Origin of the sequence: Streptomyces sp. HPF1205 (genome assembly GCF_020400825.1) — a bacterium.
Lineage (GTDB): Bacteria > Actinomycetota > Actinomycetes > Streptomycetales > Streptomycetaceae > Actinacidiphila.
Genome location: NZ_JAINVH010000039.1, coordinates 19868 through 44703, shown reverse-complemented (window position 1 = coordinate 44703; position 24836 = coordinate 19868). Strand labels below are relative to the sequence as shown.

Below are 24836 nucleotides of genomic sequence, written 5' to 3'. Positions count from 1 at the left end.
ATCGGGCACGACTCCCGCGCCGGTCGGGCGCGGGCGAAAACACCTGGGTGCCGCGGCGGAGGGCGTTACGCCCCCGCCGCGGCACTGGTCCCTCACATCACGCCGGAGCGCCGGCGTGCGATGCCGCACCAGTCGCTCGTGCCACCGGCCCGGCCGCGGGGCCCGTACGGACAACCGCGCCGCGCGGCTCGGCCGGCGAGGCTCAGTTGGACAGCGAGCTGAAGGAGGAGACGGGGCAGGCCGCGCTGGCCAGCGAGCTGACGCTCAGGCCACCGGAAACCGAGTCCAGCTCCTCGACCTCGATGTCGAACTGCTCCTCGCCCTCGACCGCGGCGGTCTCGGTGATCTTCTCGTTGTCAGCCATGGCCGTATCCCTTCGGTAAACCGGAGCGGATTTCCCGGGGCCGTTTCCCCGGCCGTTCCGGCGCTGAGAAGAATGTGCCGCAAAAACCGGGGCGAGCATAAGTGCGAGATATCACGATGACGTGGGGGAAAATGTCAGCGCCGCCACCCATGACATGTGTCACCCCTCATCCCATGGCTTTCTGCACGTCATTCGGCCCTTGTTGCCGGCCTCGGGATTCGTGCACCCTGTTGCCATGGGAGACGTATTCATTTCCGAGTCCGCCCGCGAGGATTCCGTTCCCGTGGTGGACGTGCGGGACCTCCACAAGTCCTACGGCGGTTACCGGGCCGTGCGCGGTGTCTCCTTCACCGTCATGCGCGGCGAACTGTTCGCGCTGCTCGGCACCAACGGCGCCGGAAAGACCACCACCCTGGAGATCCTGGAGGGTTTCCACGCGCCCACCGCGGGCAGTGTGCGGGTCTTCGGCCTCGATCCGTGCCGTGACGGCGTCGCCGTGCGGCGCAGGACGGGCGTGATGCTGCAGGACGGCGGATTCTTCAACGAGTTGACCACGCGCGAGACCGTCGACTCCTGGCGCGGCTTCCTCCACGGCCCGCGCCGCACCGCGCAGGTGCTGCACCAGGTGGGCCTGGCCGGCCGTGCCGACGTCCGGGTCGGCCGGCTCTCCGGCGGTGAGCGCCGCAGGCTCGACCTGGCCCTGGCCCTGCTCGGCGGTCCCGAACTGCTCTTCCTCGACGAACCCACCGCCGGCATGGACCCCGAGGCCCGCCGCGCCACCTGGCTGCTGGTCGAGGAACTGCTGGAGGGCGGCACCACCGTGGTGCTGACCACCCACTACCTGGAGGAGGCGCAGCACCTCGCCGACCGGGTGGCCGTCATGGCGGACGGGCGGATCGCCGCCACCGGCACCGTGAGCGAGGTGCTCGCCGGTCACGGCAGTCAGGTCGCCTTCTGGCTTCCGGACGGCCTGGGGCCCGGTGACCTGCCCGTACTCGCGCGGGCCGCCGGCGACGGCACGCCCGTCGTCGAGCGCGCGGCCGGCCGCCGGCGCGCCCGGTACACGGTGGACCGCACCGGGCCGGCGCTGGCGGAGCTGCACCGGTGGGCGGCCCGGCGCCGCGTCGAACTGGACGGCGTCGAGGTGCGCCCCGTCCGGCTGGAGGACGTCTTCCTGGAACTGACGCGGCGTCCGCACGGCCACCCCGGCCACCCCGGCAACCGGCGGACCACGGACAAGGCGGGCACCCGATGAACCCGGTCGCATACGGTACGACGGCCTCCTCACCGGCCCCCGGGCCGCTCCCCGCCGCCGGCCGGCCGGCCCTGCGCTGGACCGGTTACGTCCGCGGCCAGTTCCTGCTGTCCTGGCGGGTGTTCTGGCGCAACGGGCGCTCCACCTTCATCGGCTTCCTGCTGCCGGTGCTGCTCGACCTGATGGTGGCCGCGCCGCTGCGGCACAAGGAGATCGGCGGGGTCGACGCGGCCGGCTACACCTCCGTCGGCTTCATCGGCCTGGCCGTGGCCACGTCCTTCGTCAACCTCCTCAACGCGGTGGTGGCGCGCCGCGACAGCCTGGTGCTGAAGCGGCTGCGCGGCACTGAGGTGCCGACGTCGGCCATCTTCGCGGGCCAGCTCGCGGTGAGCGCCGTGGTGCTGCTGATCCAGGCGGTGATCCTCGGCGCGGTGGCGGTCGGGTGGTTCGGGGTCCGGCCGCCCGCCGACCCGCCGCTCTTCCTGCTCGCCCTGGCCGTCGGCTTCCTCGTGTTCGGCGCGCTGGCCTGCGCGCTGGCCTGCCGTACACCGAGCGTGGAGACGGCCCCCGCCGTGGCCATGCCGGTGCTGCTGCTGTGCATGTTCGGCGCGGGCGTCTTCGCCCCGGTCGAGTCCCTGCCGTCCTGGCTGCGGGGCCCCGCACGCTGCCTGCCGCTGGAACCGGTCGTCCGGGCGCTGCGCGTGGCCTGGTTCGGCCGTGACTTCGGCGGCGAGACCTGGCGCGGCGCCGTACTGCCGCGCCTCAGCCTGCTCGACGGCTGGCAGTCGGCCGGCCCCGGCCTCCTGATCGCGCTGGCCTGGGGCGCCGCCGCGGTCGCCGTCACCCGCCGCTTCTTCCGCTGGGAGCCCGGCCGCGGCTGATGCCCCTGGCGGAGCCCTCCGGCTGAGCCCTCCGGCCGGGCCCGGCCGATCGGACGGCCGGGCCCGGGCGGGAGCGCGAGGCGCGGGGAAGGCGCAGGTCGGTCCGCGTCGCGGCCCGGTGGCGGCGCGCGTGTCGTGTGCTCGGTGATGCCTGATGAGGCCGGGTTTCGATCTCTTGCGCTCACCATTGCCACTGGTTAGCCTCACTGCGCGGAGGGCGGGCCGTCCGCTGACGACCCGTTCGGCCCTCGGCACCCGTCGGTCGCCGGCGACGTCCCCCAGGCGCACCGGTGAGCATGTGAGTACGCGTCACGCCGCCCACCGGGTCCCGCGTGCCGGGCGCACGACCGGCCGGCGACTCGACGCTCGCCACAAGGAGGCGCACCATGGCGGAAGCGACAGGGATGTCCCGCAGGCGCTTCGTCGTCGCGGGCGGGGCGGCCGGCGCCTGCGCCGCGTTCCTGACGGGCGCACAGGCCACCGCCCACGGCAGGGCCGGCGCCGCTGCCTCGGCGCACGCGCGGTACCGGGACGCCGGCGACACCCTCGTCCTCACCGTACCGGCCACCGCGACGAGCCCCGGCTACACGGTGGTCGTCGACAAGTCGCCGTTCCGGATCACCACGCGGCGGGACGGGAGCGTGGTGCTGCGGACCACCGCGGGGGTGGCCGGGTCCTCGGGCCCCGCGGCCTTCAGGACGGCCGCCGGGTCCTGGGCCCCGGCCACGACCGTGGCCGGGGCGACCTGGCACGACGGCGTACTCGACCTGACGCTGGCGACGACGGAGCCCGGAAGCACCGTCGCCTACCGGATCACCCCGGGCGCCGACCGCTACCGGACGGCGTGGTCGGTCCTGGGCCAGGCAACCGCCACGCAGGTGGCCTGCCACTACGCCCTCGACTCGGCCGGACACTGGTACGGGCAGGGCGAAGCCATGACCGCGGACGGCGGCCCGTACATCCGGCAGCCGTGGCCCCTGGACTCCGGCACCGTCCGGGACAAAGCGATGTCGCCCGCGGAGTACCTGATGACCGAGCCCTTCTGGTTCACCCAGCGGGGCACCGGCCTGTGGGTCGACACGGAGGACGTCATGGACGTGTCGATCAACGCCGTGGAGCAGGGCGTCTTCGGCTGCACGCTCACCCGCAGCGCCGCGATGGACTGCACCGTCTTCGTCGAACGCACCCCCAGGGACGTGTACGAGGACTACGTCGGGATCACCGGCACGCCCGCCAAGAGCGACGCGACCGGCACCCAGTACGCGAAGCCGCTGTGGAACTCGTGGGCGCAGTCCTACACCGGCGTCTCACAGGACTCGCTGCTGGCCTGGGCCAAGGGCCTGCACGACGCGGGGGTGCCGGGGCACACCATCCAGATGGACGACGGCTGGATGAGCCACTACGGCGACTTCACCTTCAACGGCAAGTTCCCCGATCCCAAGGCGATGTCCGACGAGATCCACGCGATGGGGTACGGCTTCGGGATCTGGGTCACGCTGTGGATCAACACCGACGCCGACAACTTCGGGTACGCCGCGGACCACGGCTACCTCCTGCGGTCGAGGACCGACCCGGGCGCACCGGGCCTGGTCACCTGGTGGAACGGCACCGCCGGTATCGTCGACCTCGCCAACCCGGCCGCCCGCGACTGGTACACCGGCAACCTGCGGACCGTGCAGCAGGCCTACGGCGTCGACGGGTTCAAGTTCGACACCCGCTTCTTCGACGAGACCTGCGCGCCGTACCCCGGTCACACCTCCCTGGACTACCTCGAGCTGGGCGCGCAGCTGTGCGACGGGTTCGACCTCCAGGGCGCCGGAGTGCGCATCCACTGGACCGGCTCCCAGAAGCACGGCTTCGTCACCCGGCAGATCGACAAGGGGACCGGCTGGGACTCGCTGCGCGCGGCGGTCGCGCAGAACCTCGCGATCAGCACCGTCGGCTACCCGTTCGTCGAGACCGACATGATCGGCGGTTCGCTCGACAAGATGCCGCCCGCCAAGGAGGTGCTCGTCCGGTGGGCGCAGGCGGCGTCGCTGATGCCGCTGATGTACTGCTCCACCTCACCGCTCGGAGTGTCCAACTCCGCCGGTACCCGCGCTTACGACCAGGAGACCGTCGACCTGTACACGGCCGCGGTCGAGACCCACGAACGGCTCGCGCCCTACATCGAGGCCGAGGCCCGACGGGCGGTGCGCACCGGGGAGCCGATCATGAAGCCGCTGTTCTTCAACCACCCGCGCGACGAGGCCGCCTACACGATCGACGACGAGTGGCTGCTCGGCGACGCGCTGCTCGCGGCCCCCGTGCTCGGCGACCAGGCCCGCCGGGACATCCACCTCCCGCCCGGCCGGTGGTTCGACGTGCTGCACCGCAGGACGATCCACGGACCGGCCGACCTGACGGGTTACGCCGCGGATCTCAGCCGTACCCCGGTGTTCGTCCTCCTGGACGCGCCGGAGACGGGGACGCTGATGAGCGCGCTGTGCCGGTGACCGGCGCACCCGCTCACGGCCCGTACGCCGGCACGCGCCCCGGCCGGTACGGCGGCCCCCTCACCGCGCCGGGGCGGTGGTGCGCGGGGCGCTGATGGCGACCAGGGCCATGTCGTCGTGACTGCCGTCGTGCAGCCACTCGGAGGCGACCATCTGGATCCGCTCGACGACGGCCTGCGCGGGCATCGCGGCGCACTCGGACAGGGTCCGCTTCAGGCGCTCCTCGCCGAACAGCTCGTTGCCGACCGGTCCGCCGCGCGCCTCGGTGAATCCGTCGGTGTACAGCAGACACGTCTCGCCCGGCCGCAGGACGGCCGGCGCGGAACGCGACTCGATGCCGGCCAGGGCTCCGATCAGGGTGCCGCGGGTGGGGACCTCCTCGACACTCCCGTCGAGGCGGACCACCAGGGGAGCGGGGTGGCCGGCCGACGTCAGGCGCAGCCGCACCTCGTCCCCGGCGCGCCGCACCGAGGCCAGCACCATGGTCGCGAAGCGGGTGTGCTGGGAGTTCAGCAGGGATCCGTTGAGAAGCCTGAGGATCCGCTCGTGATCGCCGGCCATCGGTGTCAGCGCCTGCAGGGTGCTGCGGATCTTGCCGGTCAGCACGGCCGCGTCCAGGCCCTTGCCGCACACGTCCCCGAGGACCACCAGCGAGTCGTCGGCGGCGGGACCGGGGTGGATGTCGTAGAAGTCGCCCCCCACCAGCTCGCCGATCTCGGCGGGCCGGTAGCCGCCGGCGAACTCCACCCCGTTCACGTGCCGCAACCGCGGCGGCAGCAGATCGCGCATGAGCGTCCGGGTGATCGCCATCTGCTCGCTGTAGAGCCGGGCGGCGGACAGGGCGGCGCCCGCCCGTGCGGCGAACAGCCGGGCGAAGACCTCCTCGCTCTCGCTGAACCGGGCCCGGCCCGTGCCGCGCAGCAGGACCAGGGCCCCGGCGGGCACACCGTGACCGGGCAGCGAGGTGACGACGACCGACCCGACGGTACCGGAGAACCCGCGCGGGAGGAGCCAGTCGGGCAGCAGGGCGGCGTCGATCCACCGCGAGGGCACGGGCGGGAAGCCCCGCAGCGCCTCGCTCAGGCCGGGCAGGACGGACGGATCGGCCGCGACCAGGGTGCGGACGGCGTCCTGGCCGGTGACGGCGTACGCCACCGGCAGCTTGCCGCGGGACGGCGGGGCGACGACGACCGCCGCGTCCGCCAGGTGCTCCGCGGCCAGCCGCACCGTGGCGGTCATGCACCTGTCGGTGTTCAGCGAGGCCAGCAGGGCGTCGGACGCCTCGACGAGGAACCGGGTGCGCTCGCGCTCCGTCGCCAGTGCCTCCTCGGCGAGCCGCCGTTCGGTGTGGTCGACCAGCCACCACACCACCGCGCCCGCGTGGCCGCGGGTGGGGTGGGCCTCGAAGCTGCGCCCTGCGATGGGCCCGGACGCCGGCGGGAGGACCTCGCCGTCCAGGACCGCCGTGCCCGGCAGGGGCGCGCACAGCGTCGCCTCCCTGTGGGCCCCGGCCAGCCAGGCGGGGACGGCGTCCGCCATGTCCGCCCCGGCCACCGCGCCGCCGAGCAGGAGCGCGGCCGCGGGGTTGACCTCCAGCACGGTGCCCGACTCGTCGGCCACGATCACCGGACAGGGGGCCAGGGCCCACAAGCCGGGCGCCGGGCTCTGCACGGACCCCGTAACGGAGTGTTCCTCGGTAGAGGCCATGAGAAGGGCCCGCCGGCGGCGAGCCGCACCAACTTTCCGTACGAGGATTATTTGCCTGACGGCAAGCATCTCCCAGGAGTGCCCGCGGCGACAACCCGTCCCGGCCGGCCGGCCCCCGGCAGGCGCGCGCCGCCGGGGAACCTCACGGCGCGCGCTCCGAATCTTCACACGACGGTCACATGTGCGGTCCTGGGGTCACGGCTCCCGGCGCCCCGGAGGGCCGCCCGGTCCAGTCCAGGCACATCACCAGGGCGTCGTCCGCGGCCGGGCCCGGCCCGCGGTGCCCCAGCAGTCCCCGCAGCATCGCCCGCGGCACCTGAGCGGCGGGCAGCGGCCGCGTCTCGATGATCGATGCGGCCAGCGCGCGCAGGCTGTACTTCTCGCCGGCCGGCGACAGGGCGTCGTAGACGCCGTCGCTGATGAACAGCAGGCGGTCCCCGGGGGCGACCGTGAAGTGCTGCGGCACGTACACCGTGTCCTCGAACATGCCGAGCGGAAGCTGTGGTTCCAGTTCGATGAGCTCGACGACGCCCTCGCGCAGCCGCCATATACGGGGCGAGCCGGCGTCGATGATCTCCACGTTTCCCGTGGGGAGGTGGAAGTGGAGCAGGAGCGCCGCCAGGTACTGCTCACCCCCGTGCTGCCCGTAGACGGCCTGATCGGCCAGGTAGGCCTGGTCGCCGAGGGCCAGGCCGGCGCGGCGGGCGTTGCGCAGGGCGCTGACCGCGAGGTTCGTCAGCAGGGCGGCGTCTATCCCCTCGCCCATGCCGTTGTTCACCGTCACGTACAGGTCGTCCGCGGAGGCCGACCAGTCGAAGCTGTCGCCGAAGATGGCGTACGCGGGTTCGAGCTGGGCACCCAGCGTGTACTCGAGCCGGGCGCAGGAGCGGCCCGGCAGCAACTGCCACTGCATCTCGGCGGCCAGGGTCAGCCGCTCGGCCCGGCGCGCCTGCAGGAACAGGTCGGTGTCCCGCTCGGCGACGACCAGCTCGTGCGCCAGCGCGTCGGCGTACTCCTGGAGCTCGGCGAGGACCTCCGCCGCCGGCCCGTCCCCGGCCTCCTCCCCGTCCTCGTCCTCGTCCGGCAGGGTGACGCTCAGCACACCCAGCCGGTCCCCGCGGACACTGACCGGAAGGTGCACCGTCACCGTGGCCGCCGCCTCATCGCGCACGCAGAAGGGCTCCTGGGCGCCGAACGCGCGCCCCGGGTCGCTCTCGTGGGCCGGCACCGGGGTGCGGGTACGGGGCAGAACCCCCACGGGCTGCAGTTGGGTCATGGCATAGTCCGCCATCAGCAGCTCCACCGCCCGGGCGCGGTGGCGGCGCTCGATCGTGGAGCGCAGCACGTCAAAGATCTCATGGGGCGCCGCCTGGCGAAGGCGTCGCTCGACCGCACAAGGTCTGTCCACCGCTATCGGTCCTACTTTCGTTCCCATATCGTCATCTGTGCGACTGCCGGATCGAGCAGCTGGAACGAGCCTGTACGGCCCACTCGGGAGTGTCACATGAACGAGGCCCCCACCGCCTTCCACGAGCACACCTCCCATGCCGTGTCCGAGGTCGGGCAGGTCCTGGAGCTCCTCGAAGTCGCCTGGGAGCGCGCCCGCGGCGCGCTCGGCACCGCCCCGCTGTCGGCCGCCCAGACGCGCGTGCTGTATGTCGTCGAGCGCGAGCCCGGCATCAACCTGACCGCCCTGGGCCGCAGCCTGTCCGCGGCCGCTCCGTCCGTCACCCGCCTGTGCGACCGCCTCCAGGCTGCCGGATTCCTCCGCCGCATCCCCTGCGCCCAGGACCGGCGCGAAGTGCGGCTGGAAGTGACCGAGGCCGGCGCCGCGCACCTGAGCGCCCTCCGGCACCGCCGGGAGCAGGCACTGCGCGAGGCCATGGAACGCATGCGGCCCGAGGCCCGGCAGGCACTCGTCGCCGGCCTGAGCGCGTTGAACGAGGCGGTCGGCGATCCCGCGGACCGCACCGCCCACGAGCGGGACACGGGCTGAGCGGCGTTTCCGGCGCCCGTCGCGGAGGCGTCCATCCGCCGCATCGGTTCCGCATCGTTCGGCGTAGGCCCCGGTCGCCGTCGGCCGCGTGCGGCGACCGACGGCGACCGCCGACGGCGGCCGACCGCCCCCCTGAGGCGGCCGGCCGCCTGCCTCAGGCGGCCGGCAGCCCGTCGTCGCGCAGGCAGCTGCGCAGGCGGTCCAGGCCGCGCCTGGTGTGGCTCTTGACGGTGCCCAGCGGCCAGCCCGTGATCCGTGCGATCTGCGTCTGCGTGAGGTCCTGGTAGAAGGCGAGCCGCAGGACCCGCCGCTGGGGGGCCGAGAGGCGGGCCAGGGCGGCGGTGACGACCACGCGGTCGAGCGCGGTCTCGGGGTCGGACTCGGGACCCGGCCCCGGGTCTGCCGACAGGTGTTCGGCGGCCAGCGCGGTCAGCTCGGCGCGACGGGAGCGGGCGGCCAGGGCGTCGGCCACCTTGCGCCGGGTGATGCCCGCGAGCCAGGCGGCGAACGCTCCCCGGTCGGCGCGGTAGTTGTCGCGACCGCGCCATGCGGCGGCGAACACCTGCTGGGTCACGTCCTCGGCGTCCCGGGCGTCTCCCAGGGCGCGCCGGGCGAGCGCGTGGACGAAGCCCGACCACTGGCGGTGCAGCTCCGACCAGTCCTCGTCGTGGCCGCACGCGTCGGCGGTGCGCGCGTCGGCGGGATCCGCGCGGCCGAACGGGACCGTCGTGCGGCTGTGCGTCGTCGTGCGCCGGTCCATCGGCGAGCCTCCCCGGCCGTCCGTGCCGGGCCGGTCGTCCCCGGCCTTGCCCCACAGTGCGCGGGACAGCAGAATGGGGACAACTCGCATCGGTAGCGCATCGAATTCCCCGACGGGCGCGTCGGATCCGCCGTCGCGGGCAACGAACGGCCGGCCCGCCGGGGCCGCCACCGAACGGCAGGACGCCGAGCTCTCCATGACCATGAACGACGACACGGCCCCGAACGACGACACGATCGCCGAGGCGCCGGCCGCCTCACGCGCGCCGGCTCCCTCGGCCGACCCCGCCGGAGCCGGCGCGCGTGAGGCGGCCGGCGTCAGCACGGGCGTGCTCGCCCGCAGGCTCGGCGTGTCCCCGACCACCCTGCGTTCCTGGGACCGCCGCTACGGGCTCGGCCCCACGACGCGCTCGGACGGCGGTCACCGGCGCTGGGCGCCCGGCGACGTCGCAATGGCGGAGGAGATGTGCCGGCTCACGGCGTCGGGCGCCCCGCCGGCCGAGGCGGCGCGGGTGGCCCTGCTGCGCTTCGCCCCGCACGGCCGGACGGCACCGGCCGAGGAGCCGGCGCGGCGGCCCGGGACGGCCCGGCCGGACGAGCCGCCGCCCGCGGCCGCGGCCCGCCCCGGGGGTCCCGGCGGCGGGCTCCCGCTCGGCGGCGGGCGGCACGAGGGCCGCGGCCTGGCCCGCGCCGCGGTGCGGCTGGACGGGCCGGAACTCGACCGCAAGCTGCTGGACGCCGTCCGGCGGCACGGTCTGACGGCGGCCTGGGAAGAGGTGATGGTGCCGACGCTGCGCGCGGTGGGCCGCAAGTGGGAGACGTCGGGCGACCGCTACGTGGAGGTCGAGCACCTGCTGTCCTGGCACGTCAGCGGCGTACTGCGCAACGCGCCGCTGCTGCTTTCGGCCGCCGCGCCGCCCGACGGGGCCCCGCCCGTGGTGCTGGCCTGCGCGCCGGGCGAGCAGCACTCCCTCGCGCTGGAGGCGCTGACGGCCGTGCTCGGCGAACGCCGTGTGCCGACCCGGACGCTGGGCGCCGCGGTGCCCGCCGAGGCGCTGCTGGCATGCGTCCGGCGCACCGGTCCTGCCGCGGTCGTGCTGTGGGCGCAGACGCGGTCGACGGCGTCGGCGCCACTGGCCCGGCACGTCGCGGGGCTCGAATGGGGAGCCGCCGGCGCGCGCCGCCGGCCCCTCGTCCTGCCCGCGGGACCGGGCTGGGACCGGCGGGCCCGCGCCGGCTTCCCCCACTGCGCCGGGCTGCGGGAGGCCGCGCGGCTGCTGACCGGGCTGTACGAGGGCGCCGGCGGCGTACAGGCCACGTCGGCACGCTGAGGCGGCGCCGAAGGGGCGAAGGGGCCCCGGCGGGCGGCCCCCGCCGCGGGCCCTTCGGTGCGCCGTCCCCGCGTCGCCGTTCAGCCGGGGAAGGACCCCGAGGACCGCAGGGCCCAGCGGCGTTCGGCGTACGCCAGGTCGTCGCGCCACAGGCGGCCGGCGGCGGCCCGCACCAAGGGGCGCAGCAACGGGGCCGCGCGGCGGACCGCGGCGAATCCCGTCCGACCGGACGTGGCGACGACGGCCTCGACGACCGCCGTGCGCGGCCGTCCCGCCGAGTCGGGGCCGAGCGGCGTCGCGTGGGTCTCCACCACGGACCCCACTCCCTCGCCCGCCGTGATCCGCATCACCACCGTGCGCGGGCCCGGCGCCGTGAACACCGCGCGCACCGGCACCACCAGCCGGCCGGCCACCCTGAACGACACATCCACCGTGAACGCGTCGTCCCCCGAGTCCGGGCCCGGGGCCTCGACCACGGTGAGGTCGACGAACGAGTACGGGTGGAACCAGGCCCCGTGCCAGGGGTCGAGGCGGTTGGCGACGACGTCCTCCGGCTCGCAGGCACCCACCGCCGTGTACACCGCCGTGAGCGCCCCGGCCGCCGCCGGGCGGGCCGGCACCGCCGGGCGCGGGGTGGGTTCCTCCTGCCCGGCCGCGTCCAGCCGCACCCAGACCAGCACCCCGTCGTCGTGGGCCGGCCACGGTGTCCAGCCCGCGACCGGCTTCCCGTCCAGGCACAGCCCGTGCCAGCGGCACACCAGGGCGCCGTCGAGCACCGGGCCGTCCCTCAGCGGCGCGCCGAGGTGCGGGCACATGCCGGGACCGGCCAGCGGGAGCCCCTCGCCGTCGCGCCACAGGACGACCTCCCGCCCCGCGACGGTACGTCCCAGCGGCCGGCCGGGCCGCAGCTCCCGGGAGGCGCCCACCACGTACCAGTTGCCTGCGGGGCGCGCCTGGGCGCGTGCGAGCGCCCCGGCGATCAGCGCGGGCCTGGCCTCGCGCCAGGTGGGGCGCTGGCGTGCCCAGGCGACCGGGGCGCGGCGCAGGCCGAGCGGCGGACGCCAGGGACGCGAGGGCGGGGCGGGACTCACACGGCCTCCTCGTGACGCGGCAAGGGGCGGGCGGCCGGAAGCGGCGGCGGTACGGCGGCCCGGGCCGGCCGGCCGCGGGTCAGCCGCGCGGCGGCCCGGGCCCCGGCGACCCGCGCCAGGCCGTCCGCCGCGACCAGGGCCCGGCGCCGCCGGGGCACCACGGCGCGGCGGTGCAGCACGGCGTACCCGGTGGCCGCGACGGCGTCCAGGATCCCGGAGTACAGCACCAGGGCGGTGCGGACGCACGGCCGGGAGACGGGGTCGAGCATGGCGATGCCGGGCGCGGCGCGCCGGTAGGCGGCGCGCGTCAGCGACTCGAACTCCCGCAGCGCTCGGACGACCCGCCGGTCGGTACGGCCGGTGTCCCGGCAGTGGCGCAGCAGCTCGCGCCGGACACCGTGGGCCGCCAGGAGGTCCTGCGGAAGGTAGACGCGCCCGCGGTCCAGATCCTCCCCGACGTCCCGCAGGAAGTTGGTGAGCTGGAAGGCGACGCCCAGCTCGGCGGCATGCGGCGCCGCCTCCTCACGGGACGTCACCGTGCCCAGCACGGGCAGCGTCTGCAGGCCGATCACCGCCGCGGAACCGTGCATGTAGCCGCGCAGGTCGGCGTACGTGGCGTACGAGCCGACCGTCAGGTCGCCGCGCATGGACGCGAGGAAGTCGGCGAAGTGGCGGTGGTCGATGGCGTACCGGCGCGCGGTGTCGGCGAGCGCCCGCACCACCGGGTCGGCTCCCGCGCCCCGGTCCGGCCCCTCGGCCAGCCCCTCGGCCAGGTCGGCTTCGAGCCGGTCGAGGGCGCGGGCTCGCGCGGCCCGGCCTGCGTGGATGCCGCCGCCGATGCGGCTGCTGGTGCCGCTGTCGATCCCGCCGTCGATCCCGCCGTCGAGGGAGTCGACGATGTCGTCGGCCCGGCGGGCGAAGCCGTACAAGGCGTGCACGGCGGGGCGCCGCTCGGGGGTGAGCAGGCGGGTGGCGAGGAAATAGGTACGGCCGTGCCGGGCGTTCAGCCGCCGGCAGCGGGTGTAGGCGTCGCGCAGGGCCGGGTCGGTGATCCCGGCGGCGTCCAGTTCGCGGGCGGTCACGGGCGGGCCCCTTCCGCGCGGACCGGCACCCTGGTGCGGGGCAGGCCCGCCGCCGGGGAGGTGATGCGGCCGGCGCCGGCGACGCGCGCCGCGGCCAGCTTCCCCGACAGCAGGACGGGCGGCACGCCCACCCCGGGTGTGGTGCCGCAGCCGGCCAGGACGGCGTTGGCGACGCCGCGCACCATGTTGCGGGGCCGGAACGGGCCCGTCTGCGTGAACGTGTGGGCCGCGGAGAACGGTGTGCCGGCCGCGTGCCCCCGCGCCGCCCAGTCCGCCGGGGTCACCAGGCACTCCTCCTCGATCGCGTCGGCGATGCCGGTCAGACCGCGGTGGTCGAGCTCGCGCAGCAGGGCGTCGCGGTAGCGGGGCCCGAGCTCGTGCCAGGCGGCGGGACCGGGGCCGATGCCGGTGTGCGGGCAGGGCGCGAGCACGTAATGCAGGTGGCGCCCCGGCGGGGCCAGGGACGGGTCGGTCGCGGTGGGCCGGGTGATCAGCAGGGAGGGGTCGCTCATCAGCTCTCCGGTACGGGTGAGCTCGTCGAAGGTGCGCCGCCAGGCGTGCCCGAAGGACAAGGTGTGGTGGGCCAGTTCCGGCCAGGTGCGGTCGCAGCCGGCGTGCAGGACCACCGCCGAGGGCGCGTGCCGCAGCCGCAGCGGGCGGCGCGGGGTACGGCCCAGCAGTCGGTAGGCGACCGGCAGGTCCGGGGTGAGGACGACCGCGTCGCAGGGGACGCGCCCCTCGTCGGTGATCACGGCGGTGACGCGGTCGCCGGAGCGTTCGAGGCGGGTGACCGGCAGGCCGTAGCGGAAGACCGCGCCGGCCTCCTCGGCCGCCTCGGCCATCGCGCGGGGAAGGGCGTGCATGCCGCCGCGCGGGAAGTACACGCCGGCGACGGTGTCCATGTAGGCGATCACGGCGTAGGCGGCCAGGGCGCGCGCCGGTGACACGCCCGCGTACAGCGACTGGAAGGTGAAGACCCGGCGCAGCCGCTCGTCGCGCAGGTGGCGGGCCACGCCCGCCTCCCAGCGGCCGAAGCCGCCGAGTGCGGCCAGCCGTACCAGGTCGGGCCCCAGCAGCTGCCGGGGCGAGTCGAAGTCGGCGTCGAGGAAGCGGTGCCGCTCGGCGCGGTAGAGCTCGGTCAGCCAGTGCCGCAGCCGCTGGTATCCGGCGGCCTCCCCGGGACCGGCGAATCGTTCCACCTCCGCCTCCATCGCGTCGGCGTCGGTGTGCACGTCCAGGGTGCTGCCGTCGGCGAAGCGGGCCCGGTAGGCCGGGTGCAGGGGGATGAGGTCGAGCCGGTCGCGCAGCGATGCGCCGACCGCCGCGAACGCCTCGTCGGCGACCTCCGGCATGGTCAGCACGGTCGGCCCGGTGTCGATACGGTAGCCGCCGCGCGCCAGCAGGCCGGCGCGCCCGCCGGGGCCGGCCTCCCGCTCGACCACGGTGACCCGCCGGCCCGCGCCGAGCAGGTGCAAAGCGGCGGACAGGCCGGACAGGCCGGCGCCGACGACCACCACGTGGTCGGTGGGCCCTTCCATGGATCTGGTCACCGGGCACCCCGCGGCGCCGGGCCGGCGGCGAGCGCGGCGGGGAAGGGCGGGCTTGCGTTCGGTTGCCCGCCGTTCGGTTGCTCTCCGCCCGGTTGCCCGCCGCCCGGCTGGGGCACCTGCCCGGCCGTACCGGTGACCTCGGCGAGCAGCGCGCGCAAGGCATCCGCCGGGCCGGGCTCCAAGGAGGCTTCCGCGAGGTGGCGCAGCGCCTGCCGCGACAGCCGCTCGGCCTTCCCCCGCACCACATCCCGGGCGCCGGTCGCGATCACGACGTCCCTGACCCGGTCCAGGCCCGCCGCGCTCAGCCCGGCCCGGCCCAGCGAGGCGTCCAGGACGCCGAGCGCGCCGCGGTCGCGGTCCGCGGCGGCCCGGGCACGGGCGACCGCGAGGAGGTACGTGGGTTTGCCCTCGCGTACGTCGCCGCCCGACGGCTTGCCCGTGACGGCGGGGTCGGCGAACAGGTCGTCGAGGTCGTCCCGCAACTGGAAGGCGAGACCGGCGCAGCGCCCGGCCCGCCGCAACGGAAGCGTGACGGCCGGGCCCGCGCCCGCCAGGGCGGCACCGAACTCCAGGGGCCGCTCCACGCTGTACCGGGCGCTCTTCAGGCACGCGGCGCGCACGGCCCGGTCCGGCTCGCGGCAGCCGGTGGCCTGGCCCTGCACGTCGAGGTACTGGCCCGCGACCATCTCCGTGCGCGTGGCGCGCCACAGGTCCCGCACCCGCCCCCTGGCACCGGGGGCCAGGTCCGCTCCGTCCAGCAGCAGGTCCGTCATCAGGTCGTCCGCCCAGGCGAGCGCCAGATCGCCGGCGAGGACGGCGGCGGCGTCACCGAGCCGCCCCGCCGCGCCGGGCACGGCGTCGGCGTACTGGCCGGCCACGGCGGTGTGCAGCGCCGGGCGGCCCCGGCGGGTCGCGGCGGCGTCCATCACGTCGTCGTGGACCAGCGCGCACGTCTGCAGCAGTTCCAGCGCCGCGCCGACCCCCAGGGCCGCCGGGGTCTCGGCCGCCCCGCCGCCACATGCGCGCAGCGACCACCACAGCAGGCGGGGGCGCACCCGGCGCCCGCCGCTCAGGGCGAAGTCGGCGACACGCTCGGCCAGGTCCCGGGCGAACAGCGCGTCCAGGGTGCGTGCGCCCGCCAGCCGCGGGGTCAGGACGCGGTCCAGCGCCGCGCGGACCGCCGCGGCCACATCACCGTCGACGACGCGGGGATCGGCGGGGTGGTCCTGCCCGGCGTCGCGGCCGCGCACGGCCGGGGCCGCGGCGAGGCGCGCGGGCGGCCCGCCGCCTTCCCGGCGGGCGGGAGCGGAGCCCGGCGGCGCCGTCTGCCGGTGGGTGACCTGGGTGGAGCGCATAGCGGTTCCTCTCGCCCGTCGTGACATCGCCTGCATCTGGCATTCCGCGCGGGGCGCCGTACCGGATGCGCCGTTCGGCTGATGTGCCGGGGATTTCCGCGGGTGGCGCACGACACGCCGGGCGCCGCATCCGTACGGTCCGGCCGGCCGGAAACACTGGACGGCACGCGGGGACGCCGGACCGCGGCCGCGGCGCACGGAGCGCGACGCCCGGCGCGACGGGGGGCGGGACACTCCCGCGCGACGGGGCGGAAGGGTCCCCACCGGGGGCGGGAAGGAGCAGCGGCGTGGAGGTGGAGGCCGACGTGGCCGTGGTGGGAGCCGGCGCGGCGGGGCTGTCGCTCGCGCTGCGGCTGGCCCGGCCGCCCGCGGGCGCCGTGCGGCCGCAGGTCCTGGTGCTGGCCGCCCCGCCCGGGCCGGCACGCGCCGCGCCGCGCACGTGGTGCTTCTGGGAGCCCGACGGCGGCCCCTACGACGAGGCGCTCACCGCGTCCTGGCGTCGGCTGCGCGTGCGCGGCGGCGACGGCACGCCCGTCACCTCCGCGATCGCGCCGCTGCGCTACAAGATGCTGCGCTCCGACGCCTTCGAGGCGCTGGCCGACCGTGCGATCACCTCGGGCGAGGGGCGGGTGTCGCGGATGGAGGCCGCCGTCGACCGGATCGCCCCCGCGCCGGGCGGCGGCGCCCTGGTGCACGCCCGTGACGCGCGCGGAGGCGAGGTCACCGTGCGCGCCCGCTGGGTGTTCGACTCCCGTCCGCTTCCCCGCCTGCCGCCCGCCCGTACGACGCTGCTGCAGCACTTCCGCGGCTGGTTCGTGCGTACGGCCAGGCCGGTCTTCGATCCGTCCGTCGTGGAACTGATGGACTTCCGCACCCCGCAGCCCGCGCACGGCCTGTCCTTCGGCTACGTGCTGCCGCTCGGCCCGCGCGAGGCGCTCGTGGAGTACACGGAATTCTCCCGCCGGGTGCTCGGCACCGACGGGTACGACCGGGCGCTGCGGGAGTACGTCGGGCGGGTGCTCGGCGTGGGCTCCTACGAGGTGACCGGCTGCGAACAGGGCGTGATCCCGATGACGGACGCCGACTTCCCCCGCCGGACCGCGCCCGGCGTGTTCCGGATCGGCGCCTGCGCCGGCGCCACCCGCCCCTCGACCGGCTACACCTTCAGCGCCGTCCAGCGGCAGACGGCCGCGGTCGCCGCCGCCCTGCACGCCGGACGGCACCCGCTGCCGCCGCGCCCCCACTCCGCCCGCGCCCGCTTCATGGACGCCGCCTTGCTGCACGCGCTCGACCGCGGCCGGGTGGACGGTCCGGCCTTCTTCACCCGCCTGTTCTCGCGCGTGCCCGCGCCTCGGCTGCTGCGCTTCCTGGACGGCCGCACCAGCCTGGCGGAGGACCTGGGCATCGGCGCGCACGTGCCCGTGGCCGCCATGCTCGCCTCCGCCCTGGCCGTGCCGTTCACCCCGCGAAGACCTCCCGCCGCCTGAAAGCCGATCACCTGCCCGATCACCTCACCGATCCCGATCCCGATCCCCATCCCGCGCCCGCCCGACTGCCCGCTCGCCCGACCGCCCGACGACTTGGAGCCGAGAGCCCCATGCCGCTGCCACGCGCCGCCGCCACCGAATCCCGCCCCCGACACCGCCCCGGCCCACGCCCGCGCCCGGCGTGCGAAGCGTCCCCGGCCGCCCGTGGGATTCCCGCGCCGGCCGCCGCCGGAACCCGCCGTCCGTTCGGCGGCGACCGGCTGCCCCGCGCGGCGGGCGGGGAGGATCCGCGATGACGAACGGCACCCGGCGCCCCGCGCCCCGCCCCGGCCGGGACCGGCGGGCCCGGCTGATCCCCGCGCTCCCCGGAGCCGCGCGCGCGGACGCCGACCGCCCACCGCACGCCGTGGTCGTCGGCGGCGGCATCGCGGGGCTGGCCGCGGCCACCGCGCTGGCCGAGCGGGGGGTACGGGTCACCGTGTACGAGCGCGGGTCCTCACTCGGCGGCCGGCTGGCCGGATGGCCGACCCGGCTCGCGGACGGCAGCACCGTGACGATGAGCCGGGGCTTCCACGCGTTCTTCCGCCAGTACTACAACCTGCGTGCCCTGCTGCGCCGCTGCGACCCCGCCCTGTCCCGCCTGACCGCCCTGCCCGACTACCCCCTGCGGCACGCCGCCGGCGCCCGCGACAGCTTCCGGCACGTACCGCGCACGCCGCCGTTCAGCGCGCTCGGCTTCGTCGCGCTGAGCCCCTCCTTCCGGCTGCGCGACCTGGCCCGGATGAACGCGCGGGCCGCGCTCCCGCTGCTCGACGTACGGGTGCCGCAGGTGTACGAGCAGCTGGACGGGACCAGCGCGCACGACTTCCTGGAGGCGATCGGCTTCCCCGCGGCGGCCCGGCACCTGGCCTTCGAGGTCTTCTCCCGCAGCTTCTTCGCCGACCCCGGGACCCTGTCCGCGGCGGAGATGGCGCTGATGTTCCACATCTACTTCCTCGGCTCGGCCGAGGGCCTGCTGTTCGACGTGCCCGCCGAGCCGTTCCCCCGGGCCCTGTGGGACCCGCTCGCCGCCTATCTGGCCCGCCGTGGGGCGCGAGTGGCCACCTCGACGGCCGTGGAGTCGGTGACGGCGCTGCCCGGCGGCGGCTTCACGGTGGCCGCGGGCGGCACGGAGGAACCCTGTGACGCCGTCGTGCTGGCGGCGGACCCGGGCGCGCTGCGTGCCCTCGTCGGGGCCTGCGCGTCCCTCGGCGACGCACCCTGGCGCGAGCGGATCGCGCGGCTGCGCACCGCCCCGCCGTTCCTGGTCTCCCGCCTGTGGCTGGACCGTCCCGTGCGCGGCGACCGGCCCGGATTCCTGGGCACGGCCGGACACGGCCCCCTGGACAACGTCAGCGTCCTGCACCGGTGGGAGGGCGAGGCAGCCCGGTGGGCCGCGCGCACCGGCGGCTCGGTGCTGGAACTGCACGCCTACGCGCTGCCCGGCGACACCGACCGCGAAAGGTGGCACAAGGAACTCCTGGACCAACTGCACCGCGTCTACCCCGAGACCCGCGCGGCCCGCGTGGTGGACGCCCGGCACGAGTGGCGGGCCGACTGCCCCCTCTTCCCGGTCGGCGGGTACGGCGACCGCCCCGCAGTGCGCACCCCCACCCCGGGCCTGGTCGTCGCCGGGGACACGGTACGCACGAACCTGCCGGTGGCGCTGATGGAACGGGCGGCCACCAGCGGTTTCCTCGCCGCCAACGCGCTGCTGGAACGCTGGCGGCTGCGCGGGCACCCGCTGTGGACGGTCCCCGACGGCGGCTGCGGCCCGCTCCCGCGGTGGGCGGTACGGGCGGCCGGCGGCACGTGACGGCCCCTTGGGCGGACGAGGCGCGGGCCGGGGCGGCGGCCGGGCCGGCGGCCGGGCCGGTCGTGCGGTGGCGGGTGCGCGGTGTCGGGGCGGCGCCGTCCGTCCGCCGGGTTGCCGGGCGCCGTGCGACCGTCCTCCCGCCCTGCCGGGTGAGGCGTGGCGAAGGCCGGGCCCCGCGCGGTTCGCCGCCCCGCGGCACGGCCGCCGGTGGCGCGATCGCCGCTCCCGGCCGTGTCACCCTGTGCGTCGTGGCGCCGCCGAGCCCGCAGCGTGCCGGTTCCGCCCCGGCTCCCGCGGCGGCGCCGCCGCCGTACCGTTCCCGCCGCCGTGTGGGGCACCCCCCACCGGGCACCCGTACGCGTATGAGTCCTCACCACGGATACGACGACGCCCCTCGGCCCCGCGCCTGGGTGCGGTACGGAGCGGCGGGGGCCGCCGTCGCCGTCGCGGCCGGGCTGGGCGCCACGGCCGTCGACGCGGACAGCGCCTGGTACCGCGCGCTGCGCAAGCCGGACTGGCAGCCGCCGCCATGGGCGTTCGGCGCCGTGTGGACGCCGTTGTACGCCACGATCGCGTACGCCGCCGGGCGCGCGCTCGGCCGGGCCGAGGACGCCTCCCGGCGCCGGGGGATCGGCGGGAGCCTCGCGGTCAACCTGGCGCTGAACGCGGGCTGGAACTGGCTGTTCTTCGCCCGCCGCAGCCCGGCCGCCGGTCTCGCCGGAACCCTGCTGCTCGACCTGAGCAACGCCGACCTGCTGCGCCGCACCGCCCGCGCCGACCGCGCGGCGGCCCGCGTCCTGCTGCCGTACGCGGCCTGGTGCTGCTTCGCGACCGCGCTGAACGCCTCGATCGTCCGCCGCAACCGCTGAACCGGATCCGGCCGCCTTCGCGGGCCCGCGGCGCGTCCCGGGCGGTCGTGGACACCCGGAAGCGGCGGCCCGCCGCTCAGGCCGTGTCGCGGCGGACCAGCCGGGTCGAGATGATCCGGGAGGACAGCGGACGGCCGACGCCGCCCGCGTCCACCGGCTCGTCGAGCCCGCGCAGCAGCAGCCGCACCATCAGCCGGCCCATCTCCTCGATCTCCTGGCGGACCGTGGTGAGCGGCGGGTCGGTCAGCTCCGCGACCTTGGCCATGTCGTCGAAGCCCACCACCGCCACGTCCTGCGGCACGCGGCGTCCGCGTTCCCGCAGGACCCGCAGCGCGCCCGCGGCCATGAGGTCCGAGGCGACGAACACGCCGTCCACGCCGGGGGCGCGGTCCAGCAGCTCGGTCATGCGGCGCGCGCCGCCCGCCTCGGTGAAGTCGCCTTCCACGACCAGCCGCGGGTCCGCGTCCATCAGCACGTCGTAGTAGCCGCTGAGCCGGTCCACGGACGCCACCTGGTCCATCGGCCCGGTGATCGTGGCGATCCGGCGGCGTCCAAGCGAGACGAGGTGGCGTACGGCCTCGCGGGCGCCGCCGCGGTTGTCGGAGTCGACGTACACGATGGAGCGGTCCGCCTCCGCCCCCGGCCATCCGGGCCGGCCGCCGAAGACGGTCGGGATCCCCACCCGCCGGACGATGTCCGGCAGGGGGTCGTCGTTGTGCAGGGAGAACAGCACGGCGCCGTCCACGTGGCCGCCGGCGAGGTAGCGGCCCACCCGCTCGTAGTCGGCCGCCCGCTCTGTCAGCAGCAGCACCAGCTGGCGGTCGTTGTGCGCCAGCTCGCGGCTGATGCCGAGCAGTTGCTCGGCGAAGAACGGGTTGGTGAAGACCGTGGCCTCCGGCTCGGCGGCGATGACGGCGACCGCCCCCGTGCGCCGCGTGACCAGGGTGCGTGCCGCCTGGTTCGGCACGTACCCCAGCTCCTCGACCGCGCGGCGGACCTTCGCCGCCAGGGGTCCGCGCACCCCGCTGCCCCCGTTGACGACACGGGAGACGGTCGCCCGGGACACGCCAGCCCGTTCGGCGACGGCCTCCAGCGTGGGGCGGCGCGCGGGGATCGGGTCGGACAAGGAACGCTCCTCTCGGGGACGGTGTGGTTGCCCCGCGGCGGCCCGGGCTGCCCGGGCGGAGGCGGTGGAGGGGCGACAAGGACGGAGAGCGCTCTCACCTGCCCGGTATTCTACCCGCCGCCCTTCCCGCACGGCCGCGCCGCCGGGCCCGCCCCGGGCACCCTCCCCTGCGGACACCGCATCACTTCGGCGGAAGTCCGCCACGCGCCACCACGTCGGCGTACCACGAGGCGCTGTCCTTCGGCGTGCGGCGCTGGGTGGCGTAGTCCACGTGCACCAGCCCGAACCGCTTGCCGTAGCCGTGGGCCCACTCGAAGTTGTCCAGCAGCGACCACAGGAAGTAGCCGCGGACGTCCGCGCCGGCCGCCATCGCCCGCTGCACCGCCTCCAGGTGGGCCCGCAGGTACGCGATCCGCTCCGGGTCGTGGACGGCCCCGGCCGGATCGGCGTAGTCGTCGTAGGCGGCCCCGTTCTCCGTCACGAGCAGCGGCGTGCCCGGCAGTTCGTCCCGCAGCCGGACCAGCAGTTCGTACAGGCCGCCGGCGTCCACCGGCCAGTCCATGGCGGTACGCGGACCCGGCGCGGGCACGAACCCGACGTGGTCGTGCGCCGCCGGCCAGGGCGAGGGCAACGGGTGGGAGCCGGCTCCCACGACGGTGGGCGTGTAGTAGTTGATGCCGAGTCCGTCCACCGGGCGCGAGACGATCCGCAGGTCGCCGTCCTCGACGAAGGACCAGTCGGTCAGCGGCGCGGTGTCCGAGATCAGGTCCCGCGGGTAGCGGCCGTGGAAGACGGGGTCCAGGAAGACGCGGTTGGCCAGCGCGTCCACGCGCCGCGCCGCCTCGGCGTCGGCGCGGCCGCCGCTGAGCGGGCGGACGGCGGCGAGGTTCAGCGACAGCAGCACCTCGGAGGAAGGACGCGTCAGCTCGCGCAGCACGCCGACGGCCAGGCCGTGGGCCAGGTTCAGGTGGTGGGCCGCCCGCAGCGCCGCCTCCGGTTCGGTGCGGCCGGGCGCGTGGACGCCCTCCGCGTAGCCGAGGAAGGCCGCGCACCACGGCTCGTTCAGCGTCGTCCAGGTCGGCACCCGGTCGCCGAGCGCCTCTGCCACGAGCCCCGCGTACTCGGCGAAGCGGTACGCGGTGTCGCGCGCCGGCCAGCCGCCGGCGTCCTCCAGTTCCTGCGGCAGGTCCCAGTGGTAGAGAGTCAGTACGGGCCGGATGCCGGCCGCGAGGAGTTCGTCGACCAGGGCGCGGTAGAAGTCCAGGCCCTTCTGCAGCGCCGGGCCGCGGCCCGTGGGCTGGACGCGCGGCCAGGAGACGGAGAAGCGGTAGTCCGTCAGGCCGAGACCGGCCATGAGCGCGACGTCCTCGCGCATGCGGTGGTAGTGGTCGGCCGCGATGTCTCCCGTGTCCCCGTTGCGCACCTTGCCGGGGGTCCTGCTGAACGTGTCCCAGATGGACGGCGTGCGGCCGTCCTCGTCCGCGGCTCCCTCGATCTGGTACGCGGCGGTGGCGGCGCCCCAGCGGAACGCGGGCGGGAAGGCCGCTCGCGAGTCGGTCGCGGCGCGGGGGGCGGTCATGGGCATGAGGGCTCCGTCGTGGTCGTTGCGAAACGTGGGTGATCAGGGCCGGTCCCGGGTGGGGGGCCGTCGTGGAGCGCGCCGGCGGCTACCCCTTCACGGCGCCCTGCATGATGCCGCCCACGATCTGCCGGCCCAGCAGGCCGAAGACCAGCAGCACGGGCAGGGTGCCGAGCAGGGTGCCGGCCATGATGACCGACTGGTCGTGGACGTACCCGCCGCCCAACTGCCGCAAGGCGACCTGCACGGTCGGGTTCTGCGAGGTGAGGGCGATGATCGGCCAGAAGAAGTCGTTCCACGAGGCCATGAACGTCAGGATCGCCAGCACCGCCATGCCGGGCCGCGCGATGGGGACGACGATGCTCCAGAAGATCCGCGCGGTGGAGGCGCCGTCGACCCGGCCGGCCTCGATCAGCTCGTCGGGCAGTGTCTGCACCAGGTACTGGCGCATGAAGAACACGCCGAACGCGGACACCAGTCCCGGCAGGATCACCGCCTGGAGCTGGTTCGCCCAGTGCAGCTTCGCGACGACCATGAACAGCGGGATCACCCCCAGCTGCGGCGGCACCATCATCGTGCCGACCGTGAGGGCGAGCAGCGCGCCCCGCCCCCGGAAACGCAGCTTGGCGAAGGCGAATCCGGCCAGGGTGGAGCACAGCACGGTCCCCACCGTCACGGAACCGGAGACGATCAGCGAGTTCAGCAGGGCCTTGCCGATGTCGGCCTGGTCCAGCACCTGGCCGACGTTGTGCGCCAGGTTGCCGCCCGGCAGCAGCGCCGGCGGGGTGCCGGCCAGGTCCGCGTTGGACCGTGTGGCCGCAACGATCGTCCAGTAGAAGGGGAACGCCGAGACCAGGACCGCCACGACGAGGACCGCGTACGTGAGGGGGCCGCCGTGCCGCCCGCCGCCCGCCCCGCCACCGCGGGGCCTGCGGGGCCGGCGGGCCGGGCCGGGGTCCTGGACGGTTCCGCGGGCGCGCCGCGCGGGTGCGAGTACGGTCATCGGCGGGCCTCCTTGCCGACGCGGCGCCGGGCGACGGCGGTGTTGCCCAGCACCAGGAGCACGATGAGCAGGAACATCACCCAGGCGGTGGCGGCGGCCCGGCCGAGGTGGAAGAAGCCCCAGCCCTGTTCGTACATGTACAGGCCGAGCGTCTGGTACTGGTGGGAGATGCCGCCCGAGATGCTGCCCTCGAACAGCAGGGGCTCGCCGAACAATTGGGTGGCGCCGATGGTGGACACCACGACGGTGAACAGGATGGTGGGACGCAGTCCGGGCACGGTGACGTGCAGGAACTGCCGCCAGCGGGAGGCGCCGTCCAGCTCGGCGGCCTCGTACAGCTCGGCCGGGACGGACTGCATGCCGGCGAGGTAGATCAGCGCGTTGTAGCCGGTCCAGCGCCAGGTCACGATGGTGGACACGGCGATCTGCGAGGCGAGCGTGCCGGACTGCCAGTCCACGGGATGGATGCCGGCCAGGCCCAGCAGGTAGTTGACCAGCCCGAAGTCGCGGCCGAACAGCTCGGCGAAGACCAGCGTGGCCGCGGCCACCGACGTGGCGTAGGGCAGCAGCATGGCGACGCGGAAGAACGTGCGGCCGCGCAGCTTGTAGTTGAGCAGGTGGGCCAGGCCGAGCGCCATCAGCAGCTGCGGGACGGTGGAGATGACGCCGATGGTGAAGGTGTTGCGCAGCGCGGTCCAGAAGTACGGATCGCCCAAGAGCGCGGTGTAGTTGCCCAGGCCCCGCCACTGCATCTGCCCGGGTGTCTGGAGCTCGACGCGGTAGAGCGAGACGTACGCGGTGTAGATCAGCGGGAACAGCCCGAAGGCCGCGAACAGCGTGAAGAACGGGGCGATGTACGCGTAGGGCGCCATCCGGGCCAGGCGCCGGCGCGGGGGGGCCGGTGGCCGCGCGCTCCGCGGCGGGGCGGTGGCGGTCAGGGTCATGGTGGGACCTTCGGTCGAAGGGGGCAGGGCGGGACGGGCGGAGGGGGCGCCCGGGGGGGCGAAGGACCGGCGGGGCCGGCGGGCCGAGGGGGCCGGTGCGGCCCGGT

General features: G+C 75.6%; 20 protein-coding genes. 8 read left to right on the top strand and 12 right to left on the bottom strand.

The window, feature by feature from the left end; all coding sequences use genetic code 11:
• Nucleotides 1-202 precede the first annotated feature (202 nt).
• Nucleotides 203-364: a hypothetical protein gene (locus K7G61_RS30945; RefSeq protein WP_225850368.1), complete on the bottom strand. Its 162-nt coding sequence runs from the start codon at nt 362-364 to the stop codon at nt 203-205.
• 235 nt (nt 365-599) lie between these two features.
• On the opposite strand from K7G61_RS30945, the gene K7G61_RS30940 reads away from it, so the two are divergent.
• The 3 genes from K7G61_RS30940 to K7G61_RS30930 all read left to right on the top strand — a co-directional run bounded on the left by K7G61_RS30940 (nt 600) and on the right by K7G61_RS30930 (nt 4995).
• A complete protein-coding gene (locus K7G61_RS30940; RefSeq protein WP_225850367.1) occupies nt 600-1619 on the top strand; it encodes an ABC transporter ATP-binding protein in 1020 nt (339 codons plus the stop codon).
• Complete coding sequence (locus K7G61_RS30935) at nt 1616-2500, top strand: ABC transporter permease (protein WP_225850366.1); 885 nt, start codon at nt 1616-1618, stop codon at nt 2498-2500. The genes K7G61_RS30940 and K7G61_RS30935 overlap by 4 nt, the downstream gene beginning before the upstream one ends.
• Nucleotides 2501-2886: 386 nt before the next feature.
• A complete protein-coding gene (locus K7G61_RS30930) occupies nt 2887-4995 on the top strand; it encodes a glycoside hydrolase family 31 protein (protein ID WP_225850365.1) in 2109 nt (702 codons plus the stop codon).
• Nucleotides 4996-5055: 60 nt separating this feature from the next.
• Here K7G61_RS30930 and K7G61_RS30925 read toward each other — a convergent pair whose 3' ends face one another.
• Both K7G61_RS30925 and K7G61_RS30920 read right to left on the bottom strand, forming a co-directional pair.
• Nucleotides 5056-6702, bottom strand: coding sequence for a SpoIIE family protein phosphatase (locus K7G61_RS30925; protein ID WP_225850364.1), 1647 nt, complete (start codon nt 6700-6702; stop codon nt 5056-5058).
• A 175-nt stretch (nt 6703-6877) separates the two neighbouring features.
• Nucleotides 6878-8110 (bottom strand): PP2C family protein-serine/threonine phosphatase, encoded by a 1233-nt coding sequence (locus K7G61_RS30920; RefSeq protein ID WP_225850363.1) that lies wholly within the window; start codon nt 8108-8110, stop codon nt 6878-6880.
• Between the two features lie 96 nt (nt 8111-8206).
• Between K7G61_RS30920 and K7G61_RS30915 the strand changes: the two genes are divergently transcribed.
• Nucleotides 8207-8698, top strand: coding sequence for a MarR family winged helix-turn-helix transcriptional regulator (locus K7G61_RS30915; RefSeq protein WP_225850362.1), 492 nt, complete (start codon nt 8207-8209; stop codon nt 8696-8698).
• A gap of 154 nt (nt 8699-8852) precedes the next feature.
• Here the strand turns inward: K7G61_RS30915 and K7G61_RS30910 are convergent, their stop codons facing one another.
• Nucleotides 8853-9548 (bottom strand): sigma-70 family RNA polymerase sigma factor, encoded by a 696-nt coding sequence (locus K7G61_RS30910; protein ID WP_308190754.1) that lies wholly within the window; start codon nt 9546-9548, stop codon nt 8853-8855.
• Nucleotides 9549-9654: 106 nt separating this feature from the next.
• On the opposite strand from K7G61_RS30910, the gene K7G61_RS30905 reads away from it, so the two are divergent.
• The gene (locus K7G61_RS30905) at nt 9655-10788 is read left to right on the top strand and encodes a MerR family DNA-binding transcriptional regulator (RefSeq protein WP_225850361.1); all 1134 of its coding nucleotides are present in this window, start codon (nt 9655-9657) and stop codon (nt 10786-10788) included.
• A gap of 80 nt (nt 10789-10868) precedes the next feature.
• On the opposite strand, the gene K7G61_RS30900 is transcribed toward K7G61_RS30905, so the two are convergent.
• Genes K7G61_RS30900 through K7G61_RS30885 form a run of 4 tightly spaced genes read right to left on the bottom strand, consistent with a single transcriptional unit; the run spans nt 10869 to nt 15866 of the window.
• On the bottom strand, nt 10869-11879 hold the full coding sequence (locus K7G61_RS30900; protein WP_225850360.1) for a DUF5914 domain-containing protein: 1011 nt from the start codon (nt 11877-11879) through the stop codon (nt 10869-10871).
• The gene (locus K7G61_RS30895; RefSeq protein ID WP_225850359.1) at nt 11876-12961 is read right to left on the bottom strand and encodes a phytoene/squalene synthase family protein; all 1086 of its coding nucleotides are present in this window, start codon (nt 12959-12961) and stop codon (nt 11876-11878) included. The genes K7G61_RS30900 and K7G61_RS30895 overlap by 4 nt, the downstream gene beginning before the upstream one ends.
• On the bottom strand, nt 12958-14511 hold the full coding sequence (crtI, locus tag K7G61_RS30890; RefSeq protein WP_225850358.1) for a phytoene desaturase family protein: 1554 nt from the start codon (nt 14509-14511) through the stop codon (nt 12958-12960). The genes K7G61_RS30895 and crtI overlap by 4 nt, the downstream gene beginning before the upstream one ends.
• Nucleotides 14508-15866, bottom strand: a complete 1359-nt coding sequence (locus tag K7G61_RS30885) for a polyprenyl synthetase family protein (protein ID WP_225850357.1) — start codon at nt 15864-15866, stop codon at nt 14508-14510. Before K7G61_RS30885 ends, crtI begins: the two co-directional genes overlap by 4 nt.
• Before the next feature lie 287 nt (nt 15867-16153).
• Here K7G61_RS30885 and K7G61_RS30880 point away from each other — a divergent pair, with 287 nt between their 5' ends.
• From K7G61_RS30880 to K7G61_RS30870, 3 genes are all read left to right on the top strand, one after another.
• A complete protein-coding gene (locus K7G61_RS30880) occupies nt 16154-17353 on the top strand; it encodes a lycopene cyclase family protein (RefSeq protein ID WP_225850356.1) in 1200 nt (399 codons plus the stop codon).
• Between the two features lie 292 nt (nt 17354-17645).
• A complete protein-coding gene (locus tag K7G61_RS30875) occupies nt 17646-19208 on the top strand; it encodes an FAD-dependent oxidoreductase (protein WP_225850355.1) in 1563 nt (520 codons plus the stop codon).
• A gap of 362 nt (nt 19209-19570) precedes the next feature.
• Entirely contained in the window at nt 19571-20077 is a 507-nt protein-coding gene (locus tag K7G61_RS30870; protein WP_225850354.1) for a TspO/MBR family protein, read from the top strand.
• A gap of 76 nt (nt 20078-20153) precedes the next feature.
• On the opposite strand, the gene K7G61_RS30865 is transcribed toward K7G61_RS30870, so the two are convergent.
• The 4 genes from K7G61_RS30865 to K7G61_RS30850 form a co-directional block, all read right to left on the bottom strand.
• Entirely contained in the window at nt 20154-21203 is a 1050-nt protein-coding gene (locus tag K7G61_RS30865) for a LacI family DNA-binding transcriptional regulator (protein WP_225850353.1), read from the bottom strand.
• Nucleotides 21204-21384: 181 nt separating this feature from the next.
• Nucleotides 21385-22782, bottom strand: coding sequence for a GH1 family beta-glucosidase (locus tag K7G61_RS30860; RefSeq protein ID WP_374204306.1), 1398 nt, complete (start codon nt 22780-22782; stop codon nt 21385-21387).
• Between the two features lie 88 nt (nt 22783-22870).
• Nucleotides 22871-23785 carry a carbohydrate ABC transporter permease gene (locus K7G61_RS30855; RefSeq protein ID WP_225850351.1) on the bottom strand — a complete coding sequence of 305 codons (915 nt, stop codon included), beginning with the start codon at nt 23783-23785 and terminating at the stop codon, nt 22871-22873.
• The gene (locus K7G61_RS30850; protein ID WP_374204302.1) at nt 23782-24729 is read right to left on the bottom strand and encodes a carbohydrate ABC transporter permease; all 948 of its coding nucleotides are present in this window, start codon (nt 24727-24729) and stop codon (nt 23782-23784) included. The genes K7G61_RS30855 and K7G61_RS30850 overlap by 4 nt, the downstream gene beginning before the upstream one ends.
• Nucleotides 24730-24836: the final 107 nt, after the last annotated feature.

What these genes read in the sequence shown, in the direction of transcription:
- K7G61_RS30930 (WP_225850365.1), top strand. Translation starts at nt 2,887, where the DNA reads ATGGCGGAAGCGACAGGGATGTCCCGCAGGCGCTTCGTCGTCGCGGGC.
- K7G61_RS30905 (WP_225850361.1), top strand. Translation starts at nt 9,655, where the DNA reads ATGACCATGAACGACGACACGGCCCCGAACGACGACACGATCGCCGAG.
- K7G61_RS30925 (WP_225850364.1), bottom strand. Translation starts at nt 6,702, where the DNA reads ATGGCCTCTACCGAGGAACACTCCGTTACGGGGTCCGTGCAGAGCCCG.
- K7G61_RS30850 (WP_374204302.1), bottom strand. Translation starts at nt 24,729, where the DNA reads ATGACCCTGACCGCCACCGCCCCGCCGCGGAGCGCGCGGCCACCGGCC.
- K7G61_RS30910 (WP_308190754.1), bottom strand. Translation starts at nt 9,548, where the DNA reads ATGCGAGTTGTCCCCATTCTGCTGTCCCGCGCACTGTGGGGCAAGGCC.
- K7G61_RS30855 (WP_225850351.1), bottom strand. Translation starts at nt 23,785, where the DNA reads ATGACCGTACTCGCACCCGCGCGGCGCGCCCGCGGAACCGTCCAGGAC.
- K7G61_RS30940 (WP_225850367.1), top strand. Translation starts at nt 600, where the DNA reads ATGGGAGACGTATTCATTTCCGAGTCCGCCCGCGAGGATTCCGTTCCC.
- K7G61_RS30885 (WP_225850357.1), bottom strand. Translation starts at nt 15,866, where the DNA reads ATGCGCTCCACCCAGGTCACCCACCGGCAGACGGCGCCGCCGGGCTCC.
- K7G61_RS30935 (WP_225850366.1), top strand. Translation starts at nt 1,616, where the DNA reads ATGAACCCGGTCGCATACGGTACGACGGCCTCCTCACCGGCCCCCGGG.
- K7G61_RS30870 (WP_225850354.1), top strand. Translation starts at nt 19,571, where the DNA reads ATGAGTCCTCACCACGGATACGACGACGCCCCTCGGCCCCGCGCCTGG.
- K7G61_RS30915 (WP_225850362.1), top strand. Translation starts at nt 8,207, where the DNA reads ATGAACGAGGCCCCCACCGCCTTCCACGAGCACACCTCCCATGCCGTG.
- K7G61_RS30875 (WP_225850355.1), top strand. Translation starts at nt 17,646, where the DNA reads ATGACGAACGGCACCCGGCGCCCCGCGCCCCGCCCCGGCCGGGACCGG.
- K7G61_RS30945 (WP_225850368.1), bottom strand. Translation starts at nt 364, where the DNA reads ATGGCTGACAACGAGAAGATCACCGAGACCGCCGCGGTCGAGGGCGAG.
- K7G61_RS30860 (WP_374204306.1), bottom strand. Translation starts at nt 22,782, where the DNA reads ATGACCGCCCCCCGCGCCGCGACCGACTCGCGAGCGGCCTTCCCGCCC.